The organism is Polymorphospora sp. NPDC051019 (assembly GCF_040683055.1).
In the GTDB taxonomy this organism is placed as follows: Bacteria; Actinomycetota; Actinomycetes; order Mycobacteriales; family Micromonosporaceae; genus Polymorphospora; species Polymorphospora lycopeni.
On the sequence record NZ_JBFBCH010000005.1, the window covers coordinates 253,485 to 275,400 of the forward strand.

Consider the following 21,916-nt stretch of genomic DNA (forward strand, 5'->3'; position numbering starts at 1 on the left):
GAATGTCGGAGCGTGCAGCCAACCCAGGAACGACCACCAGTCCAGCGACCGGACGGCGGGCGGTGAAGGCCGTCATCCCGGCTGCCGGACTCGCGACCCGATTCCTGCCGGCGACCAAGGTCGTACCCAAGGAACTCCTGCCGGTCGTCGACCGGCCGGTCCTGCAGTACATCGTCGAGGAGGCCGCCGCGGCCGGCATCGAGGACGTACTGCTGGTCACCGGTCGGGGCAAGACATCGATGGTGGACCACTTCGACCGCCAGCCCTACCTGGAATCCCGGCTGGCCGAGAAGGGCGACAAGAAGAGGCTGGAGGCCGTACGCCGGCCGAGCGAGCTGGCCGAGATCTTCACCACCCGCCAGCACGAGCCGCTCGGGCTGGGGCACGCGGTCGGCTGCGCCGAGTCGCACGTCGGCGACGAGCCGTTCGCGGTCCTGCTCGGCGACGAGTTCGTCGACCTCGCCGAGCCGCTGCTGCCGGCGATGCTGGAGTTGCAGGCCCGCACCGGCGGCATCGTCCTGGCGTTCATGGAGGTCGACCCGGAGGAGACCAACCGGTACGGCATCGCCTCGGTCGCCCCGGCCGAGGACGGCCTCGACGCGATCGCCGACGTCGTACGGGTCACCGGCCTGGTGGAGAAGCCGGCACCGGCCGAGTCCCCGAGCAACCTCGCCGTCCTCGGCCGGTACGTACTGCCCGGCGTGATCTTCGAGGCGATCCGGCGGACCGGCCCGGGCAGCGGCGGCGAGATCCAGCTCACCGACGCCATGCAGACGCTGCTCGACGAGGGCCTGCCGGTGCACGGCATCGTCTACCGCGGCACCCGCTACGACACCGGCATGCCGCTGGGCTACCTCCAGGCGGTCGTGCAGATCGCCGTCCAGCGCGAGGACATCGGCCCGGCGTTCCGCGAGTGGCTCGGCCAGTTCGCCGGCTCCGAATCGTTCCGGGGGCCCGGCACATGACAGGCCAGCCCGACGGGTCAGGTGCCGGCCACGTGGTCACTGAACGTGACGAGGTGACGATGTGACAGCTACGGCCGATGCCGAGGCGGCCGCCAACGAGTTGACGCCGCTCGCCGACTACCTGGGCAGCGTGCTGCGCAGGCTGCGGGCGCTGCCCCCGCTCGACCTCGACCTCACCCAGGCGTACGGCAACGTCCTCGCCGAGGACGTCGTCGCGCCGCACTCTTTCCCGGCCTTCGCCCAAGCCGCCATCGACGGCTACGCGGCGCGCTGGGAGGACATCACCGGTGCCGGCCGGGGCGGATTCGCCTCGGCCGGTTCCGCGTTGGACGGACGCGGGCGCGGGGTACGCATCAACGTCGTCGGCGACCTCGGTGCCGCCAGCTGGCGCCCGGTCCGGCTCACCCCGGGCACCTGCTTCTCCGTCGCCGCCGGTGCGCCGCTGCCGATCGCCGCCGACGTCGTGGTGCCGATCGACTGGACCGACCAGGGCATGGCCGCCGTCGAGATCTTCCGGACCCCCAAGCGCGGATACGGCGTACGCCGGGCCGGTGAGGAACTGCCCGCCGGCAAGGTGCTGGCCCGCGCCGGCACGTACGTCTCACCCGCCCTCGTCGCCGTCTTCGCCGCCACCGGGATCGGGCACGTCGTCGTACGCCCCAGCCCCCGGGTGGTCCTCGTGGCCACCGGCGACGAACTGGTCGAGGTCGGCCGGGGCAGCCAGCCGGGCCAGGTCGTCGACGCCAACTCGCACGCGCTGACCGCGGCGGCGGTCGAGGCGGGGGCGCTCGCGTACCGGATCGGGATCTGCGACGACGACCCCGAAGGGCTGCGCGGGCTCCTCGAAGACCAGACGCTACGGGCCGACCTGATCATCACCACCGGCGGCACCGGCACCGGCCCCGGCGACATGGTGCGCCGCATCCTGTCCCGCCGGGACGGCGGCCGGCCCGGACCGGTCGCATTCACCGATGTCGCGCTATACCCTGGAACCTCGCTCGGATTCGGTACGGTCGGTGCCGAGGAGGTGCCGGTCGTGTGTCTACCCGGTGAACCAGGTGCGGCGTTGATCGGTTTCGAAGTGCTGGCCAGGCCGGCGATCCAGCTCCTGGCCGGGGCTGACCCGGTCTTCCGTCCCAGCGTGCGCGCCCACCTGCTGGAGACCGTGTCGTCGCCGGCCGGGCTGCGCGAGTTCCGCCCGGCCCACGTCGCCGAGCGGCGCGGCGGCGGCTACACCGTCCAGCCGCTGCCCGGCGGCCCCTACACCCTCTCCGGCCTCGCCGAGGCGAACGGCCTGCTGGTGCTCGGCGAGCGGGTGACCACGGCCGCCGCCGGTTCCACGGTGGACGCCCTGCTCCTGGACCGCAGACGGTGATGTTCGACGGCGTGCCGGGATGGCCGGTCGTCCTCGCCGACGGCCCGGTCCTGCTGCGTCCCTACCGGCGCTCCGACGCGACGGCCTGGTCAGAGGTACGGCGGGCCAACGAACGCTGGCTGGCGCCGTGGGAGTCGACCCCCGTCGGACGGTGGGAAGAGCTCAACTCGCCCAGTGCCTTCCGCTACGTCCACCGCGACCAGCGCCGCTCGGCCCGCCGCGGCGAGAGCATGCCGTTCGCGGTCTGCCTGCGCGAACACGGCCGGGAACGCTTCGTCGGCCACCTCAACATCGGCAACATCGTGCGCCGCGCGTTCTGCTCCGGTTACGTCGGCTACTGGGTCGACGCCCGGGTGGCCGGCCGCGGCGTCATCCCGACCGCGATGGCGCTGGCCGTCGACCATGCCTTCACCGCCGGTGGGCTGCACCGCGTCGAGGTCAACATCCGTCCCGAGAACAAGCCGTCACGGCGCGTCGTGGAGAAGTTGGCTTTCCGTGAAGAGTCCTACCATCCGCGCTACATGCACATCGCCGGCGCCTGGCGCGACCACATCGGATACGCCCTGACCAGCGAGGAAGTGGCGGCCGAAGGCGGCCTGCTGGCCCGCTGGCACCGGCTGCACGCCGCCGCCTCTTGATCTTTTCCGGCAGCCCTGGTCGGCGCGGCGCACGAGAATCGCGGCAACCGGCCGTAACCTCAGGTAACTGGGACGTACGGCAACTCACACACCTTCATGATCCACCTGGTCAGCGGACCGCCCCTGAGCGTCGTCGGCGCGTCCCGCCCGGATCTTGTCGGGAACGTCGGTTGCCGCTGGGGTGACGGGAGGGGAGAGGGTGCCGACCTCGGTGCTCCTCGCCGTCCTCGCCGCCGCCGGCCTACTCGCTCTCGCACCGGCACTCGTACGCCGATACGACGCCACCGAGCGGCTGGTCGCGGAGCGGGCGCAGTCGACGGCGCGGGTGCTGCAGCGCCGCCGTCGCCGCCGGACCGTGCCCGGCCGGCGGCCACTCAACGCCGGCCACTCCACGACACCCACCCCCCGGGCCAACGCACCCGTCTCCGGACCACCGGTGTCCGTGTCCGGCCCACCCGGCACCCGCCGCTCCACCCGGCTACGCCTCGTGCCGTTCGGCGCCACCCGCCCCCGCCGGCGCAAACCGGCCCGGCGCGGCCCGAGCGCCATGCACCGCCGCCGCCGGGTCTTCGCCGCCCTCCTGCTGCTCAACGTCGTCGAGCTGATCGGGGTCGTGGTCGTCGGCCCCGGTTTCTGGATCAGCTTCGCGGTGACCGCCGTCCTGCTCGCCCTCTACGTGGTGCACCTGCGCAACCGGGCCATCGCCGGCCGGCGCCGCCAGCGCGCCGACGCCCGCGAAGCCGCCTGGCTGTCCGCCCGGCAGGCCGAGGTACGCCGCGAGCAGGCCCGCCGGGCAGCCGCCCGGCGCGAGGCGCAGCGCCGGCTCGCCGCCCAGCGTGAGGCCGTACGCCGGGCCGCCATGGGCCTGGACGGGGCCCGGGACCTGCCGCAGGCGGCGTCCGGGGGCGGCGTCACGGGTTCGGTGTCGTACCGGCGGGCGGGTGGGCTGCGCGGGCGCGCGTACGAGGCCCGCCGCCCGAACTCCCGCTGACCTGTCCCTGCACCGGGTCAGCGGGCCGGGGCGCCGCCTTGATCGTCTGCGGCTCAGACAGTCGACACGCCCCGTCCCGGGACGCCTGAAGTGCAGACGATCACGACGACCGGAGCGGGTGCGGACCGGACGGCGCTGCCGGGTGGGTGGCCGACGGGGTGACGCGCCGGGTACTGATTCGCGGAGCGGCGGCCGGACCTGTTAGCCTGACTCCCGGCTCGCTCCACGAGATGTGGTGCCGGGTCGACCTTCCGGGCTCCGGTCCGGTGAGGGGCTGTGGCGCAGACTGGTAGCGCACCTCGTTCGCATCGAGGGGGTCAGGGGTTCAAATCCCCTCAGCTCCACCTCAGGTCAAAGGCCGTTTCCGGTAGTCGGAGACGGCCTTTTCGTAGTTCAAGCGCGGATCAGCGTTTCGGGCCGATGACCTTGCTCAGACCCCAGGCGATCAGACCGGTGATCGCTCCGACGATCACGCCGGTGAAGACGCTGCTGATTCCGGCGAACGTACGCAGGATGACGGACTGGGCGGCCGGGTCGAGGTCGGTCAGGTTCCCGCCGAGCGCGGGCGGGTTGTCACCGAAGCTGACGTTCCAGAGCAGTTGGTGCCCGAGGGCGAGGAAGACGCCGTAGAAGAGACCGACGACGAGCAGCGTGATGAACGGGTTCGGCACCCGCTTCCAGAGGACGACCGCGATCCAGATGATCGGCGGTACGAACACGAAGAGGGCGTTGACGAGCGTCCCCTCCTGAATGAGTTCCAGGTCGTGGAGTACGACCCGGGGGGTCGCGAGCAGGGCGAGGCTGATCACGGCGAGCAGCGGCAGCCCGAGAGTCGGACGGTGGGGCGCGGACGTCTGGCGCGGCGGATGGTTGTGGTAGGTCATGGATCGAAGTTAGGAACCGGCGGGGGTGCGGCACATCCGTATCCGCTCTCGATGTCGATACGTCCGGAAGCGACTCCGGGTGTCGCCTTCCGACGACGGTCAAGCGCCATCGGGTTCCGTACGGTGGAAACCATGATGTGGGCGTCGAGGAGGCTGCCGCCGTGGGCGGTCGACGCGTTGCTCGGTGCGGGGGTGACGCTCGTCGTGTCGGTCGCCATCTCGGCGAACCAGGGCGGACGGCACGGCCCGGACGCGGTCGCCTACCTGTGGGCGGTCGGCCTGGGCGCCCTGATGTTCGCCCGCCGGCGCTATCCGGTGGTCGTGCTCGCCGTCACCGCGTTGGGACTGTTCGCCTACTACGCCGCCGGCTATCCGGCCGTCGGTCTGGGCGTTCCGGTCGCGGCGGCGCTGTTCTCGGCCGCCGAGTTCGGTCGGCTGGTCCACGCGGTCGTGACCGGGGTGGTCGTGGTCGCCGTGTCGGTGTTCTTCCGACTGGTCGAGGGGCAGGCTTTCTCGTTCGTCGTCAACTACGAGTTGGCCGGGCACATCCTGCTCATGGCCGCCGCGATCGCGCTCGGTGACAGCGTGCGCTCCCGCCGGTCGGTGCAGGAGGGGGCGCGGCGGATCGCCGAGCTGACCGCGCAGCGGTACCGGCAGGAGGCGGATGCGCGGGTGCACGCCGACCGGCTCGCGATCGCGCGGGAACTGCACGATTCGATCGGGCACACCACGTCGGTGATCTCGTTGCACGCCGATGTGGCCCGCGAGGCGCTCGGCCGCGACGAGGCCCAGACCCGGGCGGCGCTCGATCTGATCAAATCGACCGCCACCCGTACGATGAGCGAGTTGCGCAGGACGGTCGCCCTGCTGCGGGCGCCGGACGAGAGTTCCCGGTCGGTCGTCTCGCTGTCGAACGTCGGCACGCTGTGGGAGTCGGCTTCGGCCGCGGGGATCGACCTCGAATTCGACGTACGGGTCGGCGCCGAACTTCCGGCCACGGTGGACGCGTCCGCGTTCCGGATCGTGCAGGAGGCGGTCACCAACGTCGTGAAGCACTCGCGCGGCAGCCGGGCGCTGGTGACGGCGTACGACGACGGGAGCGTGCTGCACCTGCGGGTGGTCGACGACGGGGCCGGTGGGTCCGTTGGCGCCGGTCGCGAGCACGGCATCACCGGCCGGGGGCACGGCATCACCGGGATGCGGGAGCGGGCCGAAGCGCTCGGCGGCACGCTGACCGCCGGGCGCGAGGAGCCGGGGTTCGTGGTCCGGGCGGTGCTTCCGCTGGAGGAGCCGTCGTGATCAGGGTGCTTGTCGTCGACGACCAGGATCTGGTCCGGGCGGGGCTGCGGACCCTGCTGGAGAACGACCCGGAGATCACCGTCGTCGGCGAGGCGGCCGACGGCCGCGCCGCGCTTTTCCAGGTACGGGAACTGTGTCCCGACATCGTGCTGATGGACATCCGGATGCCGGGCATGGACGGGCTGGCGGCGACGGCGGCGATCCGCGCCGACGAGTCCCTGGCCGGCTCCCGGGTCCTGATCCTGACCACGTTCGACGACGACGAGGACATCGTCCAGGCGATCGCGCTCGGCGCCGCCGGTTACCTGCTCAAGGACACCTCGTCCGACGAACTCCGACGGGCGGTCCACACCGCGGCGGCCGGCGGCAACCTGCTCTCGCCGTCGATCGCCCGGCGTGTGATGGAACGCCTCGCCCGGGCGCCGAAGCCGCCCGTACCGGATCCGCGGCTGGCCGCGCTGACCGAACGGGAACTCGCCGTCCTCGCCCGGATCGGGTCCGGCGCGACGAACGACGAGATCGCCGCCGCACTCCACATCAGTCCGGCGACCGCCCGCACCTACGTCAGCCGGATCCTCTTCAAGCTCGGTGCCCGGGACCGGACCGCGCTGGCGGTCATCGCCCACCGGTCCGGGCTCGACATCATCGACTAGCCCGGAACCGGGGCGTGGCCGGCTGCCGGCAGCGGATCGCCCGGCAGCAGCGGTGGCAGGCCACGGCGGGTACGTGGCGTCGTCGGCACCCGTCGGGGCGGCAGGAACCGGAGCAGCCGGCGCCGGACGTACAGCATGGTCCGCAGTGACCAGCGGACGGCCCGGCCCGCGCGGGGCAGGCCGACCGCGGCGCGTACCGGGTCGTCGAGCAGGGCGGCGATGGCGGGGCCGACGAGCGGGGCCAGCGGTCGGGGCACCCGGGCGCGGGCCATCGCGATCGTCCGCTCGCTGCACCGCCGGCCCTCGGCGGTGTACGCGAGCCGGTCGCGTTCGTACCCGGCCAGGTAGTCGGCCAGGACGTCGGGGTCGCGGGGCAGGTCCGGTACGCCCATGCGGCGGCCGAGTTCGGCGAAGAAGACGGCCACGGCTACGCGTTCGTTGGTGGACGGTCGCCGCCAGCCGTGCCGGTCGAGCCAGCGCAGCGTGGTGACGGTGAGCCCGGCGAGGGCGTAGCGGTGGTCCTCGGTGGTGATCGGCCAGCCCCGGTGCGACCGGTTGACGAGGCGGATGGTCGCCCGGCCCTGCGGCGAGTCGAGGCCGTGCTCGATGAGGTCACCGAAGGTCAGCGCGGTGCCCTCGGCCCGTTCGAGCAGTGCGTCGGTCGACCCGACGACCCGGGCGGTCGACGGTAGGGCGTACAAATGCCAGATCATCAGTTTGCCGGCTGTTCGCAGATCCCACGGGAATTCGTGGAAGACCATCAGCCGGTAGATTTCCGCATAGTCCCGGTGCGGGTCCAGTTCCTGGATAACGGCCAGGTGGTCAGATCTCTGCATCGGCACAAGGTAGGAATTGCGCTCAAGCCCGGTTTTGCGCCGGCGTGCTATTGAATTCAGATCGGCGATGGGCGGGCCAGCACTGTACGGGCGGCGTGCCGGATCGCGGCGACGGCCGGCTGGTCCCGGTTGCCGTCCAGCCAGGCCAGCGCCGACGTGCTCGGCGGGAGATCCGCCACGTCGCGATAGGCGATGCCGGGCCGGGGGTAGAACTCCCGCGCCGCCGCCGGCAGGAAGCAGATGCCCTCGCCCCGGGACACCGCGTGCAACAGACCCTCCATGTCGGCGACCGCCGGACCGAAGCGCACCGCCGTGCCGTCCGGGCGGGGGTTCACCGCCCAGAAATCCCACCAGACCCGGGACGCCGCCGGCGGTACGTCGAGGAACGTGTGCCCGGACAGCCGGGCGAGGGTGAGTCGGGGCTCGGCGGCGAGCGGGTCGTCGGCGGACAGGCAGGCGACCCGTGGCTCGGTCGCGAGGTGCAGCAGGCCGATGCCGGGCGGCACCGGCGGGCGCAGGAAGACCACGTCGACAACGCCGCTGAGCAGGGCGGCGATGTGCTCGACGAAGTTCAGGCTGGACATCCGTACGTCGAGGTCGGGGTGCCGGCCGCGCAGTTCGTCGAGGATGGCGCGGGTGAACGGCATCGCCGCCTCGGCACCGATGGAACCGATCGACAGGCGCCCGGTGAGGGTCCGCCCGTGGGTGTCGGCTTCCCGACGGAGCAGGTCCATCGCGCTCACCGTCTCCCGTACCGCCGGGAGCAGGGCCCGCCCGGCGGGGGTGAGTTGGACCGTACGGGTGGTGCGTTCGACCAGGCGCACGGCGAGGCGGTCCTCCAGGGTCTTGATCTGTCTGCTGAGCGCCGGCTGGGTCATGAACAGCCTGGCTGCGGCCCGGCCGAAGTGCAGCTCCTCGGCGAGGACGAGCAGCAGCCGGAGTTGATGGACGCTGGGATCGGTCTGCGGGCCGGGGGTAACCGGCGTCTTCCGTTGCGTGGGGTAGCCACCCATAAATCAAACGCTATCAATTGCCTGCGGGTCGGAATGGGCATTTTCCTGGCCCGTCGCACACCGCCGACGAGTATTGGTTCCGGGTTGGCCGACCTTCTGTTGTTCCAGTCGGAATACGGGCTGGAGCAAAACGCGGCATGGGTCAACGTCGGCGACCCGAACGCCGCCAAGGCGCGGTGTGAACCGGCCGGGGTGAAGGGCATGGTCCGGGGGCGCTGGCTCGACCACCGCTGTGACTGGAACGGTCTCTGCACCTACACCCTCTGGACCTACCGCCAGGGGTTGATGTCCGGGTGGCGGTACTGCGCGGCGCCGCCCGAGGTGCTGTCGAGTCGGAGGTCGGCCGTCGCGGGGAGGTTTCCGCGGCGGCCGGCTTCTTGCCGTACTCGTAACCATGTGGTTACATGTTTTCGTGGATGTCGTCGCCCATGCCATCGCCGACCCGGTCCGTCGGGAGATCCTGGAGGCGTTGCGCGAGCGTCCGCTCGCCGCCGGCGACATCGCGGCACGGTTCACCGTCAGTCGCCCCGCGATCAGTCGCCACCTGCGGGTGCTGCGGGAAAGCGGCCTGGTCGTGGACCGGATCGACGGGCGGCACCGGGTCTACTCGATCGACACCGGGCCACTCGGCCCGCTGGTCGCGTGGATCACCGGCCTCGACCGGGCCGGCGCGTGGGAGCGCCGGCTCGACGCTCTCGACACCGAGGTGCGCCGCACCCGGCGCGACCGTCGCGCCGCCCCGACCGACCGGTCCGGACGGCGCACCACAGCCGATCAGGAGGAGATCGCGTGACCGAACGAAGTGAGGGAGCCGGCTGGCTCAGTGGCGATGCGTCAGCCGAACGAAGTGAGGAGGACGCATGACCGAGCGAAGTGAGGGGATTGTCCCGAAGCCGACCGGGCGGGTCGGCAGGGGCGCGGCCGGGGCGTACGACATGGTCCTGACCCGGACGTTCCGGGCCTCGATCGACGACGTCTGGGCGAGCGTCACCGAGCCGGACCGGACGGTTCGCTGGTTCGGCGCCTGGCGCGGCGAGCCCGGCCCTGGTCGCACCGTCGAGGTGCAGATGGGCTTCGAGGAGGGCGCGCCCTGGTGCGACCTGCGGATCGAGGTGTGTGAGCCGCCCCGGCGTCTCGCCGTCTCGATGCTCGACGAGGCGGGGGACTGGCGGATGGAGGTGCGGCTGACCGAGGACGGCGGGGTGACCACACTCGAACTCGTGCACCACCTGGCCGATCCGGGGATGGCCGAGAACGCCGGCCCGGGCTGGGAGTACTACCTCGACATGCTGGTGGCGGCGCGGGACGGGCGGCCACTGCCGGACTTCGCCGACTACTTCCCGGCGCAGGCCGACTACTTCGCGGCGCAGGCCCGCGTCGCCGGCTGAGCCGGGTCGGCCGGCCGTGCGGTCCGGGCTATCGTTCGCTGTGGAACAGGACGCGGCCGCCGTACTTCTTGTGTACGGCCTGCTTGCTCACGCCGAGCGCGGTGGCGATCTCGGCCCAGGTGCCGCCCTGGGCGCGGGCGCGGCGAACCTGCACCGCTTCCAGGCGTTCGAGTTCGCGGCGGGCGGCGGCGGTGGCGGCGAGGGCCCTTTTCGGATCGTCGTCGCCGGCTACCTTGACCAGGCTCATCAGCTCGTCAGCCTCCATGCCCGACAGTCTGGGCAGACTCCGGGAGTCCGTCAACTTTGGTTGATAAGTCAACGGTAGTTGACGTCCGAAAGGCTGTCAACGACAGTTGACGCCTAGCCGTGGCGCTAGCGGGCGTCGAGTTCGGCGACCAGACCCTTCGGCGCGATCACCCGGTAGGCGTCCTCGCACAGCTCGGCGATCTCGGTCCAGTCCACGTCGCCGTCGAGGCGTACGCCGAGCCAACCCCGGTGGCCGACGTAGGGCGGGCGGAAGAACCGCTCCGGCTCGGCCGCGATCAGCTCCTCCTGCGCGCCCGCCGGCGCCGCGCACCACAGGTGCGGGAACTGGTTCCGGTGATGGCCGGTCTCGTGCAGCGTCACGAAGGTGCTCTTGCCACGCACGAACCAGGTCGGTGTGCCGTGACTCAGTCGCTCGGTGACCTCGGGAAACCCGAGACAGATCTTGCGTACGCCCGCCAGCAGGTCCATCCGTCCGCCCCTCCGTAGCCGGTCCGGTCAGGCTACGGCGGGGGTCGGACAGAAGGCGGGTGATCCGTCGGTCAGGCCGGCATGGTCAGGTGGTCGTGGAACCAGGTCGCGGCCTCGTCGGCCACCTGTTCCAGCGCGCCGGGCTCCTCGAAGAGGTGGGTGGCGCCGGGGATGATCCGCAGCTCGGTGCCGGCGCACAGCATCTTGGCGGCCTGCCGGTTCAGTTCGAGTACGTCGTGGTCCAACTCGCCGACCAGCAGCAGGACCGGTGCCCGTACGTCGCCGAGCGCCGGGCCGGCGAGGTCGGGCCGGCCGCCACGCGACACCACCGCCCGGATGTGGTCGCGTGCCGCGGCGGCGGCGACCAGGGCGGCGGCCCCGCCGGTGCTGGCGCCGAACAGCCCGATCGGCAGCGGCGGCGTGGCCCGGCTGTCGCCCAGCCAGTCCACGATGTTGACCAGCCGGTCGGCGAGCAGCCCGATGTCGAACCGCAGCTCGGCGGTCTGCAGGTCGGTCTGCTCCTCCTCGGGCGTGAGCAGGTCGACGAGCAGGGTGGCCAGGTGACGTTCGTTGAACACGGCGGCCACCGCCCGGTTGCGCGGGCTGTGCCGGGAGCTGCCGCTCCCGTGGGCGAACACGACCAGGCCCTCGGCGTCGGGCGGCACCACCAGGTCGGCGTCGAGGCGTATCTGGCCGATCTTGATCTGGGTTTCGGTTGTCTGGACGTTCACGACATACCCTCCGGTTCCGCCGACGACGGTCCCGAAGGACGTACCCGGTCCACCGCCGGACTATCCCGTGATCTTCCGGCGGTGGACCGGACCCGGGGTCAGAAGGCGTGGGTGACGGTCAGCGTGACGTTGGAGCAGCCGGCGGCGCGACTGGTCAGGGCGTTCTTCTCGGCGGTGTCGACGGTGAGACGCCAGCGGGTCTTCACCGCGGTCCACTCGCCGATGTAGCGGCACAGGTCGCGCGACGGCGTCCACTCGGCCGGGTCCTTGTCGCCCTTCGAGCGGTTGCTGCTGGCGGTGACGGCGACCAGGGACCGGGCGTCGCCGAGGTCGTTGGCGAACGACTGCCGGCGCGAGTTGGTCCAGTTGCGGGCGCCGGAGTCCCACGCCTCGGCCAGCGGCACCATGTGGTCGATGTCGAAGCCGCTGGGCGTGGTGGTGGAGACACCGTCGTAGTACGAGTACCAGCGGCCGCCGGACAGCGTGCAGCCGGAGCCGACGGAGGGCCGGGTGGTCGCCTCGGCGATGAGCACCTCGTAACGGGTGTTGCAGCCGTTGCTGTTCGCGTCGATCCAGTGCGGGAAGAGGTCCCGGTTGTAACCCGTACGGACCTCGCTGGCGACGGGCAGGTTGGCAATCATCGTACGTAGTGGCTGGGAGATGGTGGCGGCCTGAGCGGGGGCGGCGACGCCGAGTACGGCGACGGTGCTGCCGGCCAGTAGGGCGGCAGCCCAACGGAGGGTCCGTGACATGTCGACTCCATCCACGTCGAGAGATAAATCGTCTGACGCAGATATAGACATATACGGTTCCCTTGGGGGAAGGGATCTTGCGTAAACAGTGGGAGAAGGTGAGCCGGCCAACCGGCGATCATGGCGGTCCCGCCGGTCGCAAGCTGAGGCTATGGTCAGAAATCTGACCGGAGGTCACCCGTTGTGCGGGTGATCCAGGGTGGTTAAGCTCATGCGTGCGCGCCCCAATCGCCCGCTTCCCCCGTGGCAGGCGATCGGGGCGCGCACCTTTTTGCGCCTGATCCGCCTGGTAGGTGCGCCTGATCCTGCCTGCTTGTCGCGCCTGAGCCTGCCGCCTGTCGTGCCTGATCAGCCCGGTGTCAAGCCGTGCGGGGCCGCAGCCCACCGGGCCGGCACGCCGCGGTGGAACCCGTGGCGCCCCGGCCGGTCGACCCGATCAGATCCAGCGACTGCCCAGCCACATCCGCGCCGACCACTCGGCATAGGGCAACAGCTTCCCGACGAACACCGGGTGGAAGTACGCGAAACAGACCGCCACCAGCAGGACGTACACGCCAGCGATGACCGCGCCGACCAGCCGGCGGTCGGAGCTACCCGACGACGCCGGCTCCGGCTCGGTGGTCGTCGACTTCTCGCCAACCACGACCACGTCGGAGCCCTCGGCCGGCGCGGCGCCGGCCGCTTCCGACCTGGGCGGCGGCTCGCTCGGCCGCCCCACCCCCGGGCCGGCGACGCTCTCCGGCGGGCCGGCGTCCGGCGGTCCGCCGGTGTCGCCCGGCTGTGCCGGGGACGCGTCGGCACCGCCGGCCGGCACCGCCGGCCGGGTCTGGCCGATGATCGCCCCGAGCACGTAGACCACCGCCAGCACCAGGAAGGGCTGGGCCGGCGCGGTGTAGAAGTTGAACATCGTGCGGCTGTCGAGCGCGTAGTAGAACCAGGGCAGCAGGCCGGCGGCCAGGGCGAGCAGGATCGTGCCGGCCCGCCAGTCCCGGCGGGCGATGCCGAGCCAGGCCACCGCCACGATCGCCGGCAGGAACGACCACCACAGCAGCGGCGTGCCGAGCAGCAGGATTTCGGCCGCACAGCTCGCCGCCCCGCAGGCCCCGTCGGTCGACCAGTAGAAGGCCACCGGGCGGCCGAGCAGCAGCCACTGCCACGGCCACGACTGGTAGGTGTGCGGCCGGTCCAGGGTGCTGTGGAAGTTGTACGCCTCGGAGTGGTAGTGCGCCAGGTTGAGCAGCGCCCCGATGATCGGCGGCTCGGACAGGCCGGAATCGGCCCGCCAGTGCCGGTAGTAGCCCTCGTCGCTGAGGAACCAGCCGGTCCAGGTCGCCAGGTAGGTGAGCGCCAGCACCACGGCGCCCAGGGCCAGCCAGCCGGTCTCGTCGAGCAGCGTGTCGCGCCACGGCCGCCGTACGCCGGCCGAACGGCGGGCCCCGGCCTCCCACCACACGATCATCAGCACGAAGACCGGTACGAAGGCGAGCGCGCTCCATTTCACCGCGACGGCGCAGCCCATCAGCACGAAGGCGAGCAGCCGCCACCACGGGATCCCGGTGCGCCAGTCGAAGGCGGGCCGGCCGGCCCGTCCGGGGCGGCTCGGGTCGAGGCCCGTCTCCATCGCGTTCAGCCAGCGGCGGCGCCGTACGTCACGGTCGACGACCAGGGCGGCGAAGGCGGCGAAGACGAAGAACATGATGAAGATGTCGAGCAGCGCGGTGCGCGACAGTACGAGGTGGAAGCCGTCGAGGGCGACCAGCAGACCGGCGGCGCAACCGAGCACGGTGGAGTGGAAGAGCCGGCGGGCCGTCCGGACCATGATGAGCACGGACAGGGCGCCGATGATCGCCGGGGCGATCCGCCAGCCGACCTCCGGCGAGAGGGTCACGATGTTGCCGGCGACCGAGATGTTCTGCTCGGTGTCGGCGTAGCCGAAGGCCCACTGGCCGAGCCCGATCAGCCACTTGCCGAGCGGCGGATGCACCACGTAGGAGGCGACGTTGTCCGTGTAGTTCCACTCGACGCCCTTGGTGACCAGGCCCCACGCGTCGCGGGCGTAGTAGATCTCGTCGAAGATCTTGCCCGGCGGATGTCCCAGCCCGACCAGGCGCAGGATCGCGGCGATCGCCACGACGACGCCGGTCGCGACCCAGGACCACGGGTCGAGGCGTGCGTCGAAGGGCGCCAGGCGGCGCCGTACGATCGCCGGGATGCCGCGCGCCGGGCCGTCGTCCGGTCCGCCGCCGGACGCGGTGGGCACCGATTCGTCCGGTTGTTCGCGGACGGTCTGCGCGCTGTCGATGCGCTTCTGCGCTGTCGCCGCCGGGGTCACCCCGCGATCGTAGGCTGCGGAGGCGTAAAACGACGTCCGTTGTCCAACTGTTGTAAGTCACGCGTGTCGATGAAGGGCTCGATTGGTGGGAAATTTGTCCGCAAAAGGGCGACTGGTGCTTGTTGGCGCACCGCTCGGGAACCCCGCCGACGCCTCCACCCGGCTGCGGGACACGCTCGCCGCCGCCGACATCGTCGCCGCCGAGGACACCCGACGCCTCACCCGGCTGGCCCGCGACCTCGACATCACCGTTGCCGGCCGGATCGTGTCGTACTTCGAGGGCAACGAGGAACGGCGCACCGCCGACCTGGTCCGGGCCATCGTGGACGGCGCGCTGGTCGCGCTGGTTACCGACGGCGGCATGCCGAGCGTCTCCGACCCCGGCTATCGCCTCGTCCGGGCCACCCTCGACGCCGGGGCACCGGTCACCGCCGCCCCCGGTCCGAGCGCCGTCACCACCGCGCTCGCCGTCTCCGGCCTGCCCAGCGATCGGTTCTGCTTCGAGGGCTTCCTGCCCCGCACCGGCGGCCCGCGCCGCGCCCGGCTACGCGCCCTCGCCACCGAGGAACGCACCCTGATCTTCTTCGAGTCGCCGCACCGGATCGCCGGCACGCTCGCCGACCTCGCCACCACCTTCGGCCCCGACCGGCCGGCCGCCGTCTGTCGCGAGCTGACCAAGACGTACGAGGAGGTGCTGCGCCAGCCGCTCGGCGAACTGGCCACCTGGGCCGCCGCCGGCGAACCGCGCGGCGAGATCACCCTGGTGGTGGCCGGCGCGCCGGCCGGCCCGCCGCCGCGGCCGACCGACGCCGAGCTACGGGCCGAGGTGGCCGGCCACGAGGCCGCCGGCATGACCCGCCGCGACGCCATCGAAGCGGTGGCGACCACCCACGCGCTCCGCCGACGCGACGTCTACCAGATCGTCCACGCCCCGGCCTGACCGCCAAGATCCGCGTGATCAGGGAGTTCGCACCCCGACGCGCCGACGACACGCCCGACCCACTCCCTGATCACCAGGATCATGCGGGGCGGCGGTCAGAACGTCGCGGCCAGGAAGCCGATGGTCAGGAGCAGCGGGGCGGCCAGGCTGGTCAGGGTCGCCAGGCGCCGGGACCGCCGGTCGGTCAGGCGCAGCGCGCCCGTCGCCCAGACGATGCCGACCCCGCACAGCAGGACCAGCGTCAGCCCGAGCGCCCACCGCAGATGCAGCGTCGCCGTGTCGCCGGCCACGTACGCCGTACCGCTGTCCGAGTCGACCATCCGCGCCGACACCTGCGTACCGGCACTCCGCTGCTCCTGTGCCACCCCGAGCAGCCGTACCGACCCGCTGGTGAACGTCCCGCCCGTGGACGTGAACGCACCCTCGCAGCGCTGGCCGACACCGTCGCCGGCACAGTTCGTCACGGTCGCCGTACCGGCGCTGCCGCGCCCCAGCGCGAGCCACAGCGGCTCGGCACTCACCCACGCGAAGAACGTCGCCACCAGCGCCAACAGCACCAGCGACGCCAGGCCGGCGATCGGGCGGCGCGGCGGCCGGGGCACCTTGCCCCGTCGCGGCGCGGCCGTCGCCGGCTGCCGCCGGCCGGCCCGCATCCGCTGCCCCGGCCACTCCGGCCCGTCACCGGGCACGTCCTCGGTCGGCAACCAGAACGGTTCGCCGTCCGCCGGGGCCGTCCGCGCGGGCTCCGCCGCGCGTGCGGCAGGGACCGCGGCCCGGGCCGTCGCCCGGCCACCCCCATCCGGTACGGCGGGTACCGGCCGCGCCACCACGACCGGTTGCGCCGGCAGTTCGAGCTGGGCGGACTCCACTCCGATCGTCGGCTCGACCCCGTCGCGCCGGCTGCCGGTGCCGCTGTCACCGTCGACGACGGCCGGCTCGGGGTCGGGTTCGGCGCGGACGCCCTCGGGGGTGCCGGCCGGGTCGGGTTTCGTCGCGGGGGCGTGGCCGCCGGCCGGGAGCGGCACCGTGCCGGCCACGGCTTCGTGCACCGGCTCGGCTTCGTGCACCAACTCGGGTCCGTGTGCCGGTTCGGGTTCGTCGGCCTGCTCGGGCCGTTCGGCGGCCTCGGGTTCTCCGGTCGTCCCCGCTCCGCCGGTCGACCCCTCGTCGGCTGGTTCGGGTTCTGTAGTGGGTTCGGGTGCTTTGCCTGCTTCAGGGGCATCGGCCGGCTCGGGCTCGTCGGTGACGTCGGGCGCGGCGACGGGTGCACTCACCATGGCCGGCTCGGTTGTGGCGGTCGGTGCCCCGTCCGGATCCGGGGTGTCCGGATCCGGGGCGTCCGTGGCCGCCGGGATCGGGGCGGCCGCCCGGGGTGCCGGGAGGTCGGTGCCGGGCCGGGTGGGCGCGTCCGTGGGCGCGGGGGCCGGCTTCACGAACTCGGCGGCTCTGGGCGCGTCGTCGGACGGTGCCGGCGGATCCGCCGGCACCGCGGGGGCGGGTTCGGCCGGAGCCGCAATTCGGCCGGGGACCGCCGCACCCAGGGCGGCCGGACCGGGCGCGACGGGCGTCGGCATCGGGTCCGGCTCGACGGGCTCCCGCACCGGGCCGGGCCGGTCGGCCTCCGTCTCGGTGGGTGGCGCGGTCCGGGCCTCCGGCGTCAGGCTGACGGTCGGGGCCGGCGGGACGGCCGGTTCGGATGCCGGTGCCGAAGCGAACCTGGCCGCCGTGGCGGCCGGATCGCCCCGCCACCAGGCGGCGTCCGGGCCCGTTTCCGCCCAGGGGCCGGCACCGCTGCCGCCCCGGCCGGTCCCGGGCCGGGCCGTCGTGGCCGGTGTGCTGTCGGTGCTGTCGCCCGGTCGCGCCGCCGTAGATTCGCCCGTCACAACCTTCATTGGACTACGCCCCGGTCGGATGGTGGCGCAGCCGGCCGCGCGTGTCGGCCGACAAAGCGGACAAGTCGCCCGGCTGGCGTGAAGAAGGTCGGGAGTCGGTCGGCTCGGCTATCCGTTCGCGTCGTCCCGTACCCGGTCACTAGGCTTGTCCGCCATGAGTCACGTTCTCGCCGCGGTCGCCTGGCCCTACGCCAACGGCCCGCGCCACATCGGCCACGTCTCCGGCTTCGGAGTGCCCTCCGACGTATTCAGCCGGTACATGCGGATGGCCGGGCACGACGTACTCATGGTTTCCGGCACCGACGAGCACGGCACCCCGATCCAGGTCCAGGCCGACAAGGAGGGGGTGACCCCGCGCGAGCTGGCCGACCGCTACAACCGGGTCATCGTCGAGGACCTGCACGGCCTCGGGCTGTCGTACGACCTTTTCACCCGGACCACGACCGGCAACCACTACGCGGTCGTGCAGCAGATCTTCGAGGGGCTGTACGCCAACGGCTACATCGTGCCCAAGGTCGCCATGGGCGCCATCTCGCCGTCGACCGGCCGTACCCTGCCCGACCGCTACATCGAGGGCACCTGCCCGATCTGCGGTTACGACGGCGCCCGCGGCGACCAGTGCGACAACTGCGGCAACCAGCTCGACCCGGTCGACCTGATCAACCCACGCTCGAAGATCAACGGCGAGACGCCGAAGTTCGTCGAGACCGAGCACTTCTTCCTCGACCTGCCCGCCTTCGCCCAGGCGCTCGGCAAGTGGCTCGACACCCGCGAGGGTTGGCGCACCAACGTGTTGCGGTTCTCCAAGAACCTGCTCGACGACCTGCAGCCGAGGGCGATCACCCGCGACCTGGAGTGGGGGGTGCCGATCCCGCTCGACGGCTGGCGTGACCGCGGCGACAAGCGGATCTACGTCTGGTTCGACGCGGTCATCGGCTACCTGTCCGCCTCCATCGAGTGGGCCCGCCGCTCCGGCGACCCCGACGCCTGGCGTCGGTGGTGGGCCGCCGACGGCGAGGGCAGGGACGCCCGCGGCTACTACTTCATGGGCAAGGACAACATCGTTTTCCACTCGGTGATCTGGCCGGCGCTGCTTCTCGGCTACTCGGGCGAGGGCGACCGCGACGGCAACCCCGGCGAACTGGGTCGGCTCAACCTGCCGACCGAGGTCGTCTCCAGCGAGTTCCTGACCATGGAGGGCCGCAAGTTCTCGTCGTCGCGCCAGGTCGTCATCTACGTACGCGACTTCCTGGCCCGCTACGACGCCGACGCCCTGCGCTACTTCATCGCGGTCGCCGGCCCGGAGAGCAACGACACCGACTTCACCTGGGCCGAGTTCCTCCGCCGCAACAACGACGAACTCGTCGCCGGCTGGGGCAACCTGGTCAACCGGTCGATCTCGCTGGCGGCGAAGAACTTCGGTGCCGTCCCGCCGGTCGACCCGGCCGGGCTCACCCCCGCCGACGAGGCGCTGCTCGCCACCGCCCGCGCCGGCTTCGACACCGTCGGCGACCTGATCGGCCGGCACCGGCAGAAGCAGGCGATCGGGGAGGCGATGCGGGTCGTCGCCGAGGCCAACCGCTACCTGTCCGACCAGGCGCCGTGGAAGCTCAAGGGCGACGACGACAAGCCCCGGATGGGCACCATCCTGCACGTCGCGCTCCAGGTGGTCAGCGACGCGAACACGCTGCTCACCCCGTTCCTGCCGCACTCGGCGCAGAAGGTGCACGAGCTGCTCGGCGGCACCGGCGTACACGCCCCGATGCCGTCGATCGTCGAGGTCGAGGACCTCGACGGCGGGCCGGCCTACCCGGTGCTGACCGGCGACTACACCGTCGGCACCCGGTGGGAGTCGGTGCCGCTGCCGGTCGGCCGTCCGCTGGCCGTGCCGAAGCCGGTCTTCCGCAAGCTCGACCCGTCGATCGTCGACGAGGAACTGGCCCGCCTGGCGGGGTGAACCCGACGAACTGAGCGTCAGCGGGGTTATCCAGCCGAGGCAACCCCGCTGACGCACAGTCCGTGCCGAGGTGTGGAGCGGCGGCGGGGAGGGAGCGGGCGGGTGACGGCGGTGTGTGATGCTGGCGGCGATGACTGAGTCGACCGAGACCCGCCGCCAGCGCGCGGCCCGGCGGGCCGGTGAGTTTCCGCCCGCGCCCGAGCCGCTGCCCCGGCCGGTGATCGACAGCCACACCCACCTCGACATCACGATCACCGAGGCCGGCACGCCCGGCGGCGGTCCGGCGACCGGCGACCGCGCGGCTGACACCCCGCCGGCCGATCCGGTTGCCGCGATCATCGCCGTCGCGGCCGAGGCCGGCGTCGACCGGCTGGTGCAGGTCGGTGTCGACGTCGCGTCGTCGCGGTGGGGAGTCGAGACGGCGGCCAGGCATCCCTCGGTGCTGGCCACGGTCGCGCTGCACCCCAACGAGGCGCCCCGGCTGGCCGACCTCGACGAGGCGCTGCGCGAGATCGAGACGCTCGCCGCCGACGACCGCGTACGCGGCATCGGCGAGACCGGCCTGGACTTCTTCCGCACCGGAGAGGACGGCCGGGCGGCCCAGGAGCGCAGCTTCCGGGCGCACATCGCCATCGCCAAGCGCTTCGGCAAGGCACTGGTCATCCACGACCGGGACGCGCACCCCGACGTACTGCGGGTGCTCGACGACGAAGGCGCGCCGGAGACCGTCGTACTGCACTGCTTCTCCGGCGACGCCGAGTTCGCCGCCGAGTGCGTACGCCGGGGCTACGTGCTCAGCTTCGCCGGCACCGTGACGTTCGGCAGCGCCACCGCGCTGCGCGACGCCGCGAAGATCACCCCGCTGGACCAGTTGCTGGTCGAGACCGACGCGCCCTACCTGACGCCGATGCCGCACCGGGGCCGCCCCAACGCGTCGTACCTGATCCCGCTGACCGTGCGGGCACTGGCCGAGACGACCGGCACCGACCTCGACGAACTCTGCGCGGCCATCTCCGCCACCGGCGACCGCGTCTTCGGCCCCTGGTAACGGGGCAGCGGTCGGGCCCTGGCCCGGCGTACGCCGCCGGGCGGGCACAGGTGGATCACCGAAGGGCACGCGGATGAGGGCTGACCAGACGGGGCGTCGCCGGCTGCTCCGTGTCGCGCCGTCACACCTACTGGCCGTGGTGATCTTCGGCCTGGTCGCGGCTGCCGGCGGCAACGGGATCACCGCGGGCGTGACCGGAATCGGCCTGCCGTGGCTGATCGCCGGGCTGGGCGGCGTCGTCGGCTCGCTGACGATCCTGGTGACCGCGCTGCTCGTCAGCCACCCAACTGCCCGCGGCGCGGCTGTCCCGACCGGGTCGGCGGGTTCCGCCGCGCCTGCCGCGCCGGTGACCATCGCCCGCTACCTCATGCTGGCCGCCGCACTTGCCACGGCGGTGGCCGGGATCATGTCGGCGCCCGCCGCCACCCACCCCGATCGCCCGCTGGTGATCAGCGTGACCGTCGGCCTCGGCGTCGCGTTGGCACTGTTCGCGCTGCTGGCCGACGGCCGGGTCCGGCGAGCCGGCCGCACCGCCTGAACCTGCCCCGCCAGCGGCCGACGACGGGGACCGTAGGCTCTGCGGGCATGGGACTGCTTGGGCCGGTGGAGATCCGGGAACTCGCCGCGCGGCTCGGCGTCGCACCGACGAAGAAGCTCGGCCAGAACTTCGTCCACGACCCCAACACGGTGCGCCGGATCGCCGCCGCCGCCGACCTCGACCCCGACGACGTCGTCGTCGAGGTCGGGCCGGGCCTCGGCTCGCTGACCCTCGCCCTGCTGCCGGTGGCCCGGCACGTCCACGCCGTCGAACTCGACCCGGTGCTGGCCGGCGCTCTCCCGGACACCGTCGGGACGTACGCGACGCCGGCGGAGGCCGCCCGGCTGACCGTGCACCACGCCGACGCGCTGCGGATCACCGCCGCCGACCTCGCCGCCCCGGCGCCGACGGCACTGGTCGCCAACCTGCCGTACAACGTCGCCGTACCCGTCGTCCTGCACCTGCTCGCCGAGCTGCCGAGCCTGCGGCGCGGCCTGGTGATGGTGCAGAAGGAGGTCGCCGACCGGCTGGTCGCCGGTCCCGGCTCCAAGGTGTACGGCATCCCGTCGGTCAAGCTGTCCTGGTACGCCAGCGCGAAGAATGCCGGCCGGGTGCCGCCCAACGTCTTCTGGCCGGTGCCGAACGTCGACTCCGGACTGGTCGCGTTCACCCGGCGCGAGCCGCCCCGGGCCGACGTACCCCGGGAGGTGGTCTTCACCGTCGTCGACGCGGCGTTCGCGCAGCGGCGCAAGATGCTGCGCGGGGCGCTCGCCGGCTGGGCCGGCGGCCCGGACCGGGCCACGGCCGCGCTGACCCGCGCCGGGGTGGACCCCGGCGCCCGCGGTGAGTCGCTGACCGTCGAGCAGTTCGCGGCGATCGCCGCGGCGGCTCCCGGCGGTACGGCGGCCGCCGAGTAGGCTGTCGCCCGTGCCGGACAGGAGATCAACGA

Annotated in this window: 21 protein-coding genes, 1 tRNA gene and 1 pseudogene; 14 read left to right on the plus strand and 9 right to left on the minus strand. The window is 72.4% G+C overall.

Going from position 1 to position 21,916, the window contains the following annotated elements:
• Positions 1-2 precede the first annotated feature (2 nt).
• The 5 genes from AB0M79_RS12470 (at position 3) to AB0M79_RS12490 (ending at position 4,313) form a co-directional block, all read left to right on the plus strand.
• Positions 3-965 (plus strand): UTP--glucose-1-phosphate uridylyltransferase, encoded by a 963-nt coding sequence (locus AB0M79_RS12470; protein ID WP_364211555.1) that lies wholly within the window; start codon positions 3-5, stop codon positions 963-965.
• A 61-nt stretch (positions 966-1,026) separates the two neighbouring features.
• Complete coding sequence (glp, locus tag AB0M79_RS12475) at positions 1,027-2,340, plus strand: gephyrin-like molybdotransferase Glp (RefSeq protein WP_357543657.1); 1,314 nt, start codon at positions 1,027-1,029, stop codon at positions 2,338-2,340.
• Positions 2,340-2,978 (plus strand): GNAT family protein, encoded by a 639-nt coding sequence (locus AB0M79_RS12480; RefSeq protein ID WP_364211559.1) that lies wholly within the window; start codon positions 2,340-2,342, stop codon positions 2,976-2,978. Before glp ends, AB0M79_RS12480 begins: the two co-directional genes overlap by 1 nt.
• 199 nt (positions 2,979-3,177) lie before the next feature.
• Positions 3,178-3,969, plus strand: coding sequence for a hypothetical protein (locus AB0M79_RS12485; protein WP_364211562.1), 792 nt, complete (start codon positions 3,178-3,180; stop codon positions 3,967-3,969).
• A gap of 270 nt (positions 3,970-4,239) precedes the next feature.
• A tRNA-Ala gene (locus AB0M79_RS12490) sits at positions 4,240-4,313 on the plus strand.
• Positions 4,314-4,373: 60 nt separating this feature from the next.
• On the opposite strand, the gene AB0M79_RS12495 is transcribed toward AB0M79_RS12490, so the two are convergent.
• Complete coding sequence (locus AB0M79_RS12495) at positions 4,374-4,853, minus strand: hypothetical protein (protein ID WP_364211565.1); 480 nt, start codon at positions 4,851-4,853, stop codon at positions 4,374-4,376.
• A 132-nt stretch (positions 4,854-4,985) separates the two neighbouring features.
• On the opposite strand from AB0M79_RS12495, the gene AB0M79_RS12500 reads away from it, so the two are divergent.
• Entirely contained in the window at positions 4,986-6,152 is a 1,167-nt protein-coding gene (locus AB0M79_RS12500; RefSeq protein ID WP_364211568.1) for a histidine kinase, read from the plus strand.
• On the plus strand, positions 6,149-6,805 hold the full coding sequence (locus tag AB0M79_RS12505; protein WP_364211571.1) for a response regulator transcription factor: 657 nt from the start codon (positions 6,149-6,151) through the stop codon (positions 6,803-6,805). Before AB0M79_RS12500 ends, AB0M79_RS12505 begins: the two co-directional genes overlap by 4 nt.
• On the opposite strand, the gene AB0M79_RS12510 is transcribed toward AB0M79_RS12505, so the two are convergent.
• Both AB0M79_RS12510 and AB0M79_RS12515 read right to left on the minus strand, forming a co-directional pair.
• Complete coding sequence (locus AB0M79_RS12510) at positions 6,802-7,641, minus strand: oxygenase MpaB family protein (protein ID WP_364211574.1); 840 nt, start codon at positions 7,639-7,641, stop codon at positions 6,802-6,804. The genes AB0M79_RS12505 and AB0M79_RS12510 overlap by 4 nt on opposite strands.
• Positions 7,642-7,697: 56 nt before the next feature.
• Positions 7,698-8,654: a LysR family transcriptional regulator gene (locus tag AB0M79_RS12515; protein ID WP_364211577.1), complete on the minus strand. Its 957-nt coding sequence runs from the start codon at positions 8,652-8,654 to the stop codon at positions 7,698-7,700.
• 412 nt (positions 8,655-9,066) lie between these two features.
• Here AB0M79_RS12515 and AB0M79_RS12520 point away from each other — a divergent pair, with 412 nt between their 5' ends.
• A complete protein-coding gene (locus AB0M79_RS12520; RefSeq protein WP_364211580.1) occupies positions 9,067-9,447 on the plus strand; it encodes a metalloregulator ArsR/SmtB family transcription factor in 381 nt (126 codons plus the stop codon).
• Between the two features lie 67 nt (positions 9,448-9,514).
• Complete coding sequence (locus AB0M79_RS12525; RefSeq protein ID WP_364211583.1) at positions 9,515-10,042, plus strand: SRPBCC family protein; 528 nt, start codon at positions 9,515-9,517, stop codon at positions 10,040-10,042.
• A gap of 28 nt (positions 10,043-10,070) precedes the next feature.
• On the opposite strand, the gene AB0M79_RS12530 is transcribed toward AB0M79_RS12525, so the two are convergent.
• From AB0M79_RS12530 to AB0M79_RS12550, 5 genes and pseudogenes are all read right to left on the minus strand, one after another.
• Positions 10,071-10,307: a helix-turn-helix domain-containing protein gene (locus tag AB0M79_RS12530; RefSeq protein ID WP_357538928.1), complete on the minus strand. Its 237-nt coding sequence runs from the start codon at positions 10,305-10,307 to the stop codon at positions 10,071-10,073.
• 107 nt (positions 10,308-10,414) lie between these two features.
• The gene (locus tag AB0M79_RS12535; RefSeq protein ID WP_357538927.1) at positions 10,415-10,777 is read right to left on the minus strand and encodes an MmcQ/YjbR family DNA-binding protein; all 363 of its coding nucleotides are present in this window, start codon (positions 10,775-10,777) and stop codon (positions 10,415-10,417) included.
• A 71-nt stretch (positions 10,778-10,848) separates the two neighbouring features.
• The gene (locus AB0M79_RS12540) at positions 10,849-11,508 is read right to left on the minus strand and encodes a dienelactone hydrolase family protein (RefSeq protein ID WP_364211587.1); all 660 of its coding nucleotides are present in this window, start codon (positions 11,506-11,508) and stop codon (positions 10,849-10,851) included.
• A 98-nt stretch (positions 11,509-11,606) separates the two neighbouring features.
• A complete protein-coding gene (locus tag AB0M79_RS12545; protein WP_364211590.1) occupies positions 11,607-12,260 on the minus strand; it encodes an HNH endonuclease family protein in 654 nt (217 codons plus the stop codon).
• Between the two features lie 436 nt (positions 12,261-12,696).
• Positions 12,697-14,478, minus strand: a pseudogene (locus AB0M79_RS12550) (phospholipid carrier-dependent glycosyltransferase); the annotation flags it as partial.
• Positions 14,479-14,677: 199 nt separating this feature from the next.
• Between AB0M79_RS12550 and rsmI the strand changes: the two are divergent.
• A complete protein-coding gene (gene rsmI / locus AB0M79_RS12555; RefSeq protein WP_364211592.1) occupies positions 14,678-15,532 on the plus strand; it encodes a 16S rRNA (cytidine(1402)-2'-O)-methyltransferase in 855 nt (284 codons plus the stop codon).
• Positions 15,533-15,627: 95 nt separating this feature from the next.
• Here the strand turns inward: rsmI and AB0M79_RS12560 are convergent, their stop codons facing one another.
• Positions 15,628-17,415, minus strand: coding sequence for a hypothetical protein (locus AB0M79_RS12560; protein WP_364211595.1), 1,788 nt, complete (start codon positions 17,413-17,415; stop codon positions 15,628-15,630).
• Between the two features lie 163 nt (positions 17,416-17,578).
• Here AB0M79_RS12560 and metG point away from each other — a divergent pair, with 163 nt between their 5' ends.
• The 4 genes from metG to rsmA all read left to right on the plus strand — a co-directional run bounded on the left by metG (position 17,579) and on the right by rsmA (position 21,884).
• A complete protein-coding gene (gene metG / locus AB0M79_RS12565) occupies positions 17,579-19,381 on the plus strand; it encodes a methionine--tRNA ligase (RefSeq protein ID WP_364211598.1) in 1,803 nt (600 codons plus the stop codon).
• Positions 19,382-19,499: 118 nt separating this feature from the next.
• Positions 19,500-20,429, plus strand: coding sequence for a TatD family hydrolase (locus AB0M79_RS12570; protein ID WP_364211601.1), 930 nt, complete (start codon positions 19,500-19,502; stop codon positions 20,427-20,429).
• 73 nt (positions 20,430-20,502) lie between these two features.
• Positions 20,503-20,967, plus strand: coding sequence for a hypothetical protein (locus AB0M79_RS12575; RefSeq protein WP_364211603.1), 465 nt, complete (start codon positions 20,503-20,505; stop codon positions 20,965-20,967).
• 47 nt (positions 20,968-21,014) lie between these two features.
• On the plus strand, positions 21,015-21,884 hold the full coding sequence (gene rsmA, locus AB0M79_RS12580; RefSeq protein WP_364211606.1) for a 16S rRNA (adenine(1518)-N(6)/adenine(1519)-N(6))-dimethyltransferase RsmA: 870 nt from the start codon (positions 21,015-21,017) through the stop codon (positions 21,882-21,884).
• Positions 21,885-21,916 lie beyond the last annotated feature (32 nt).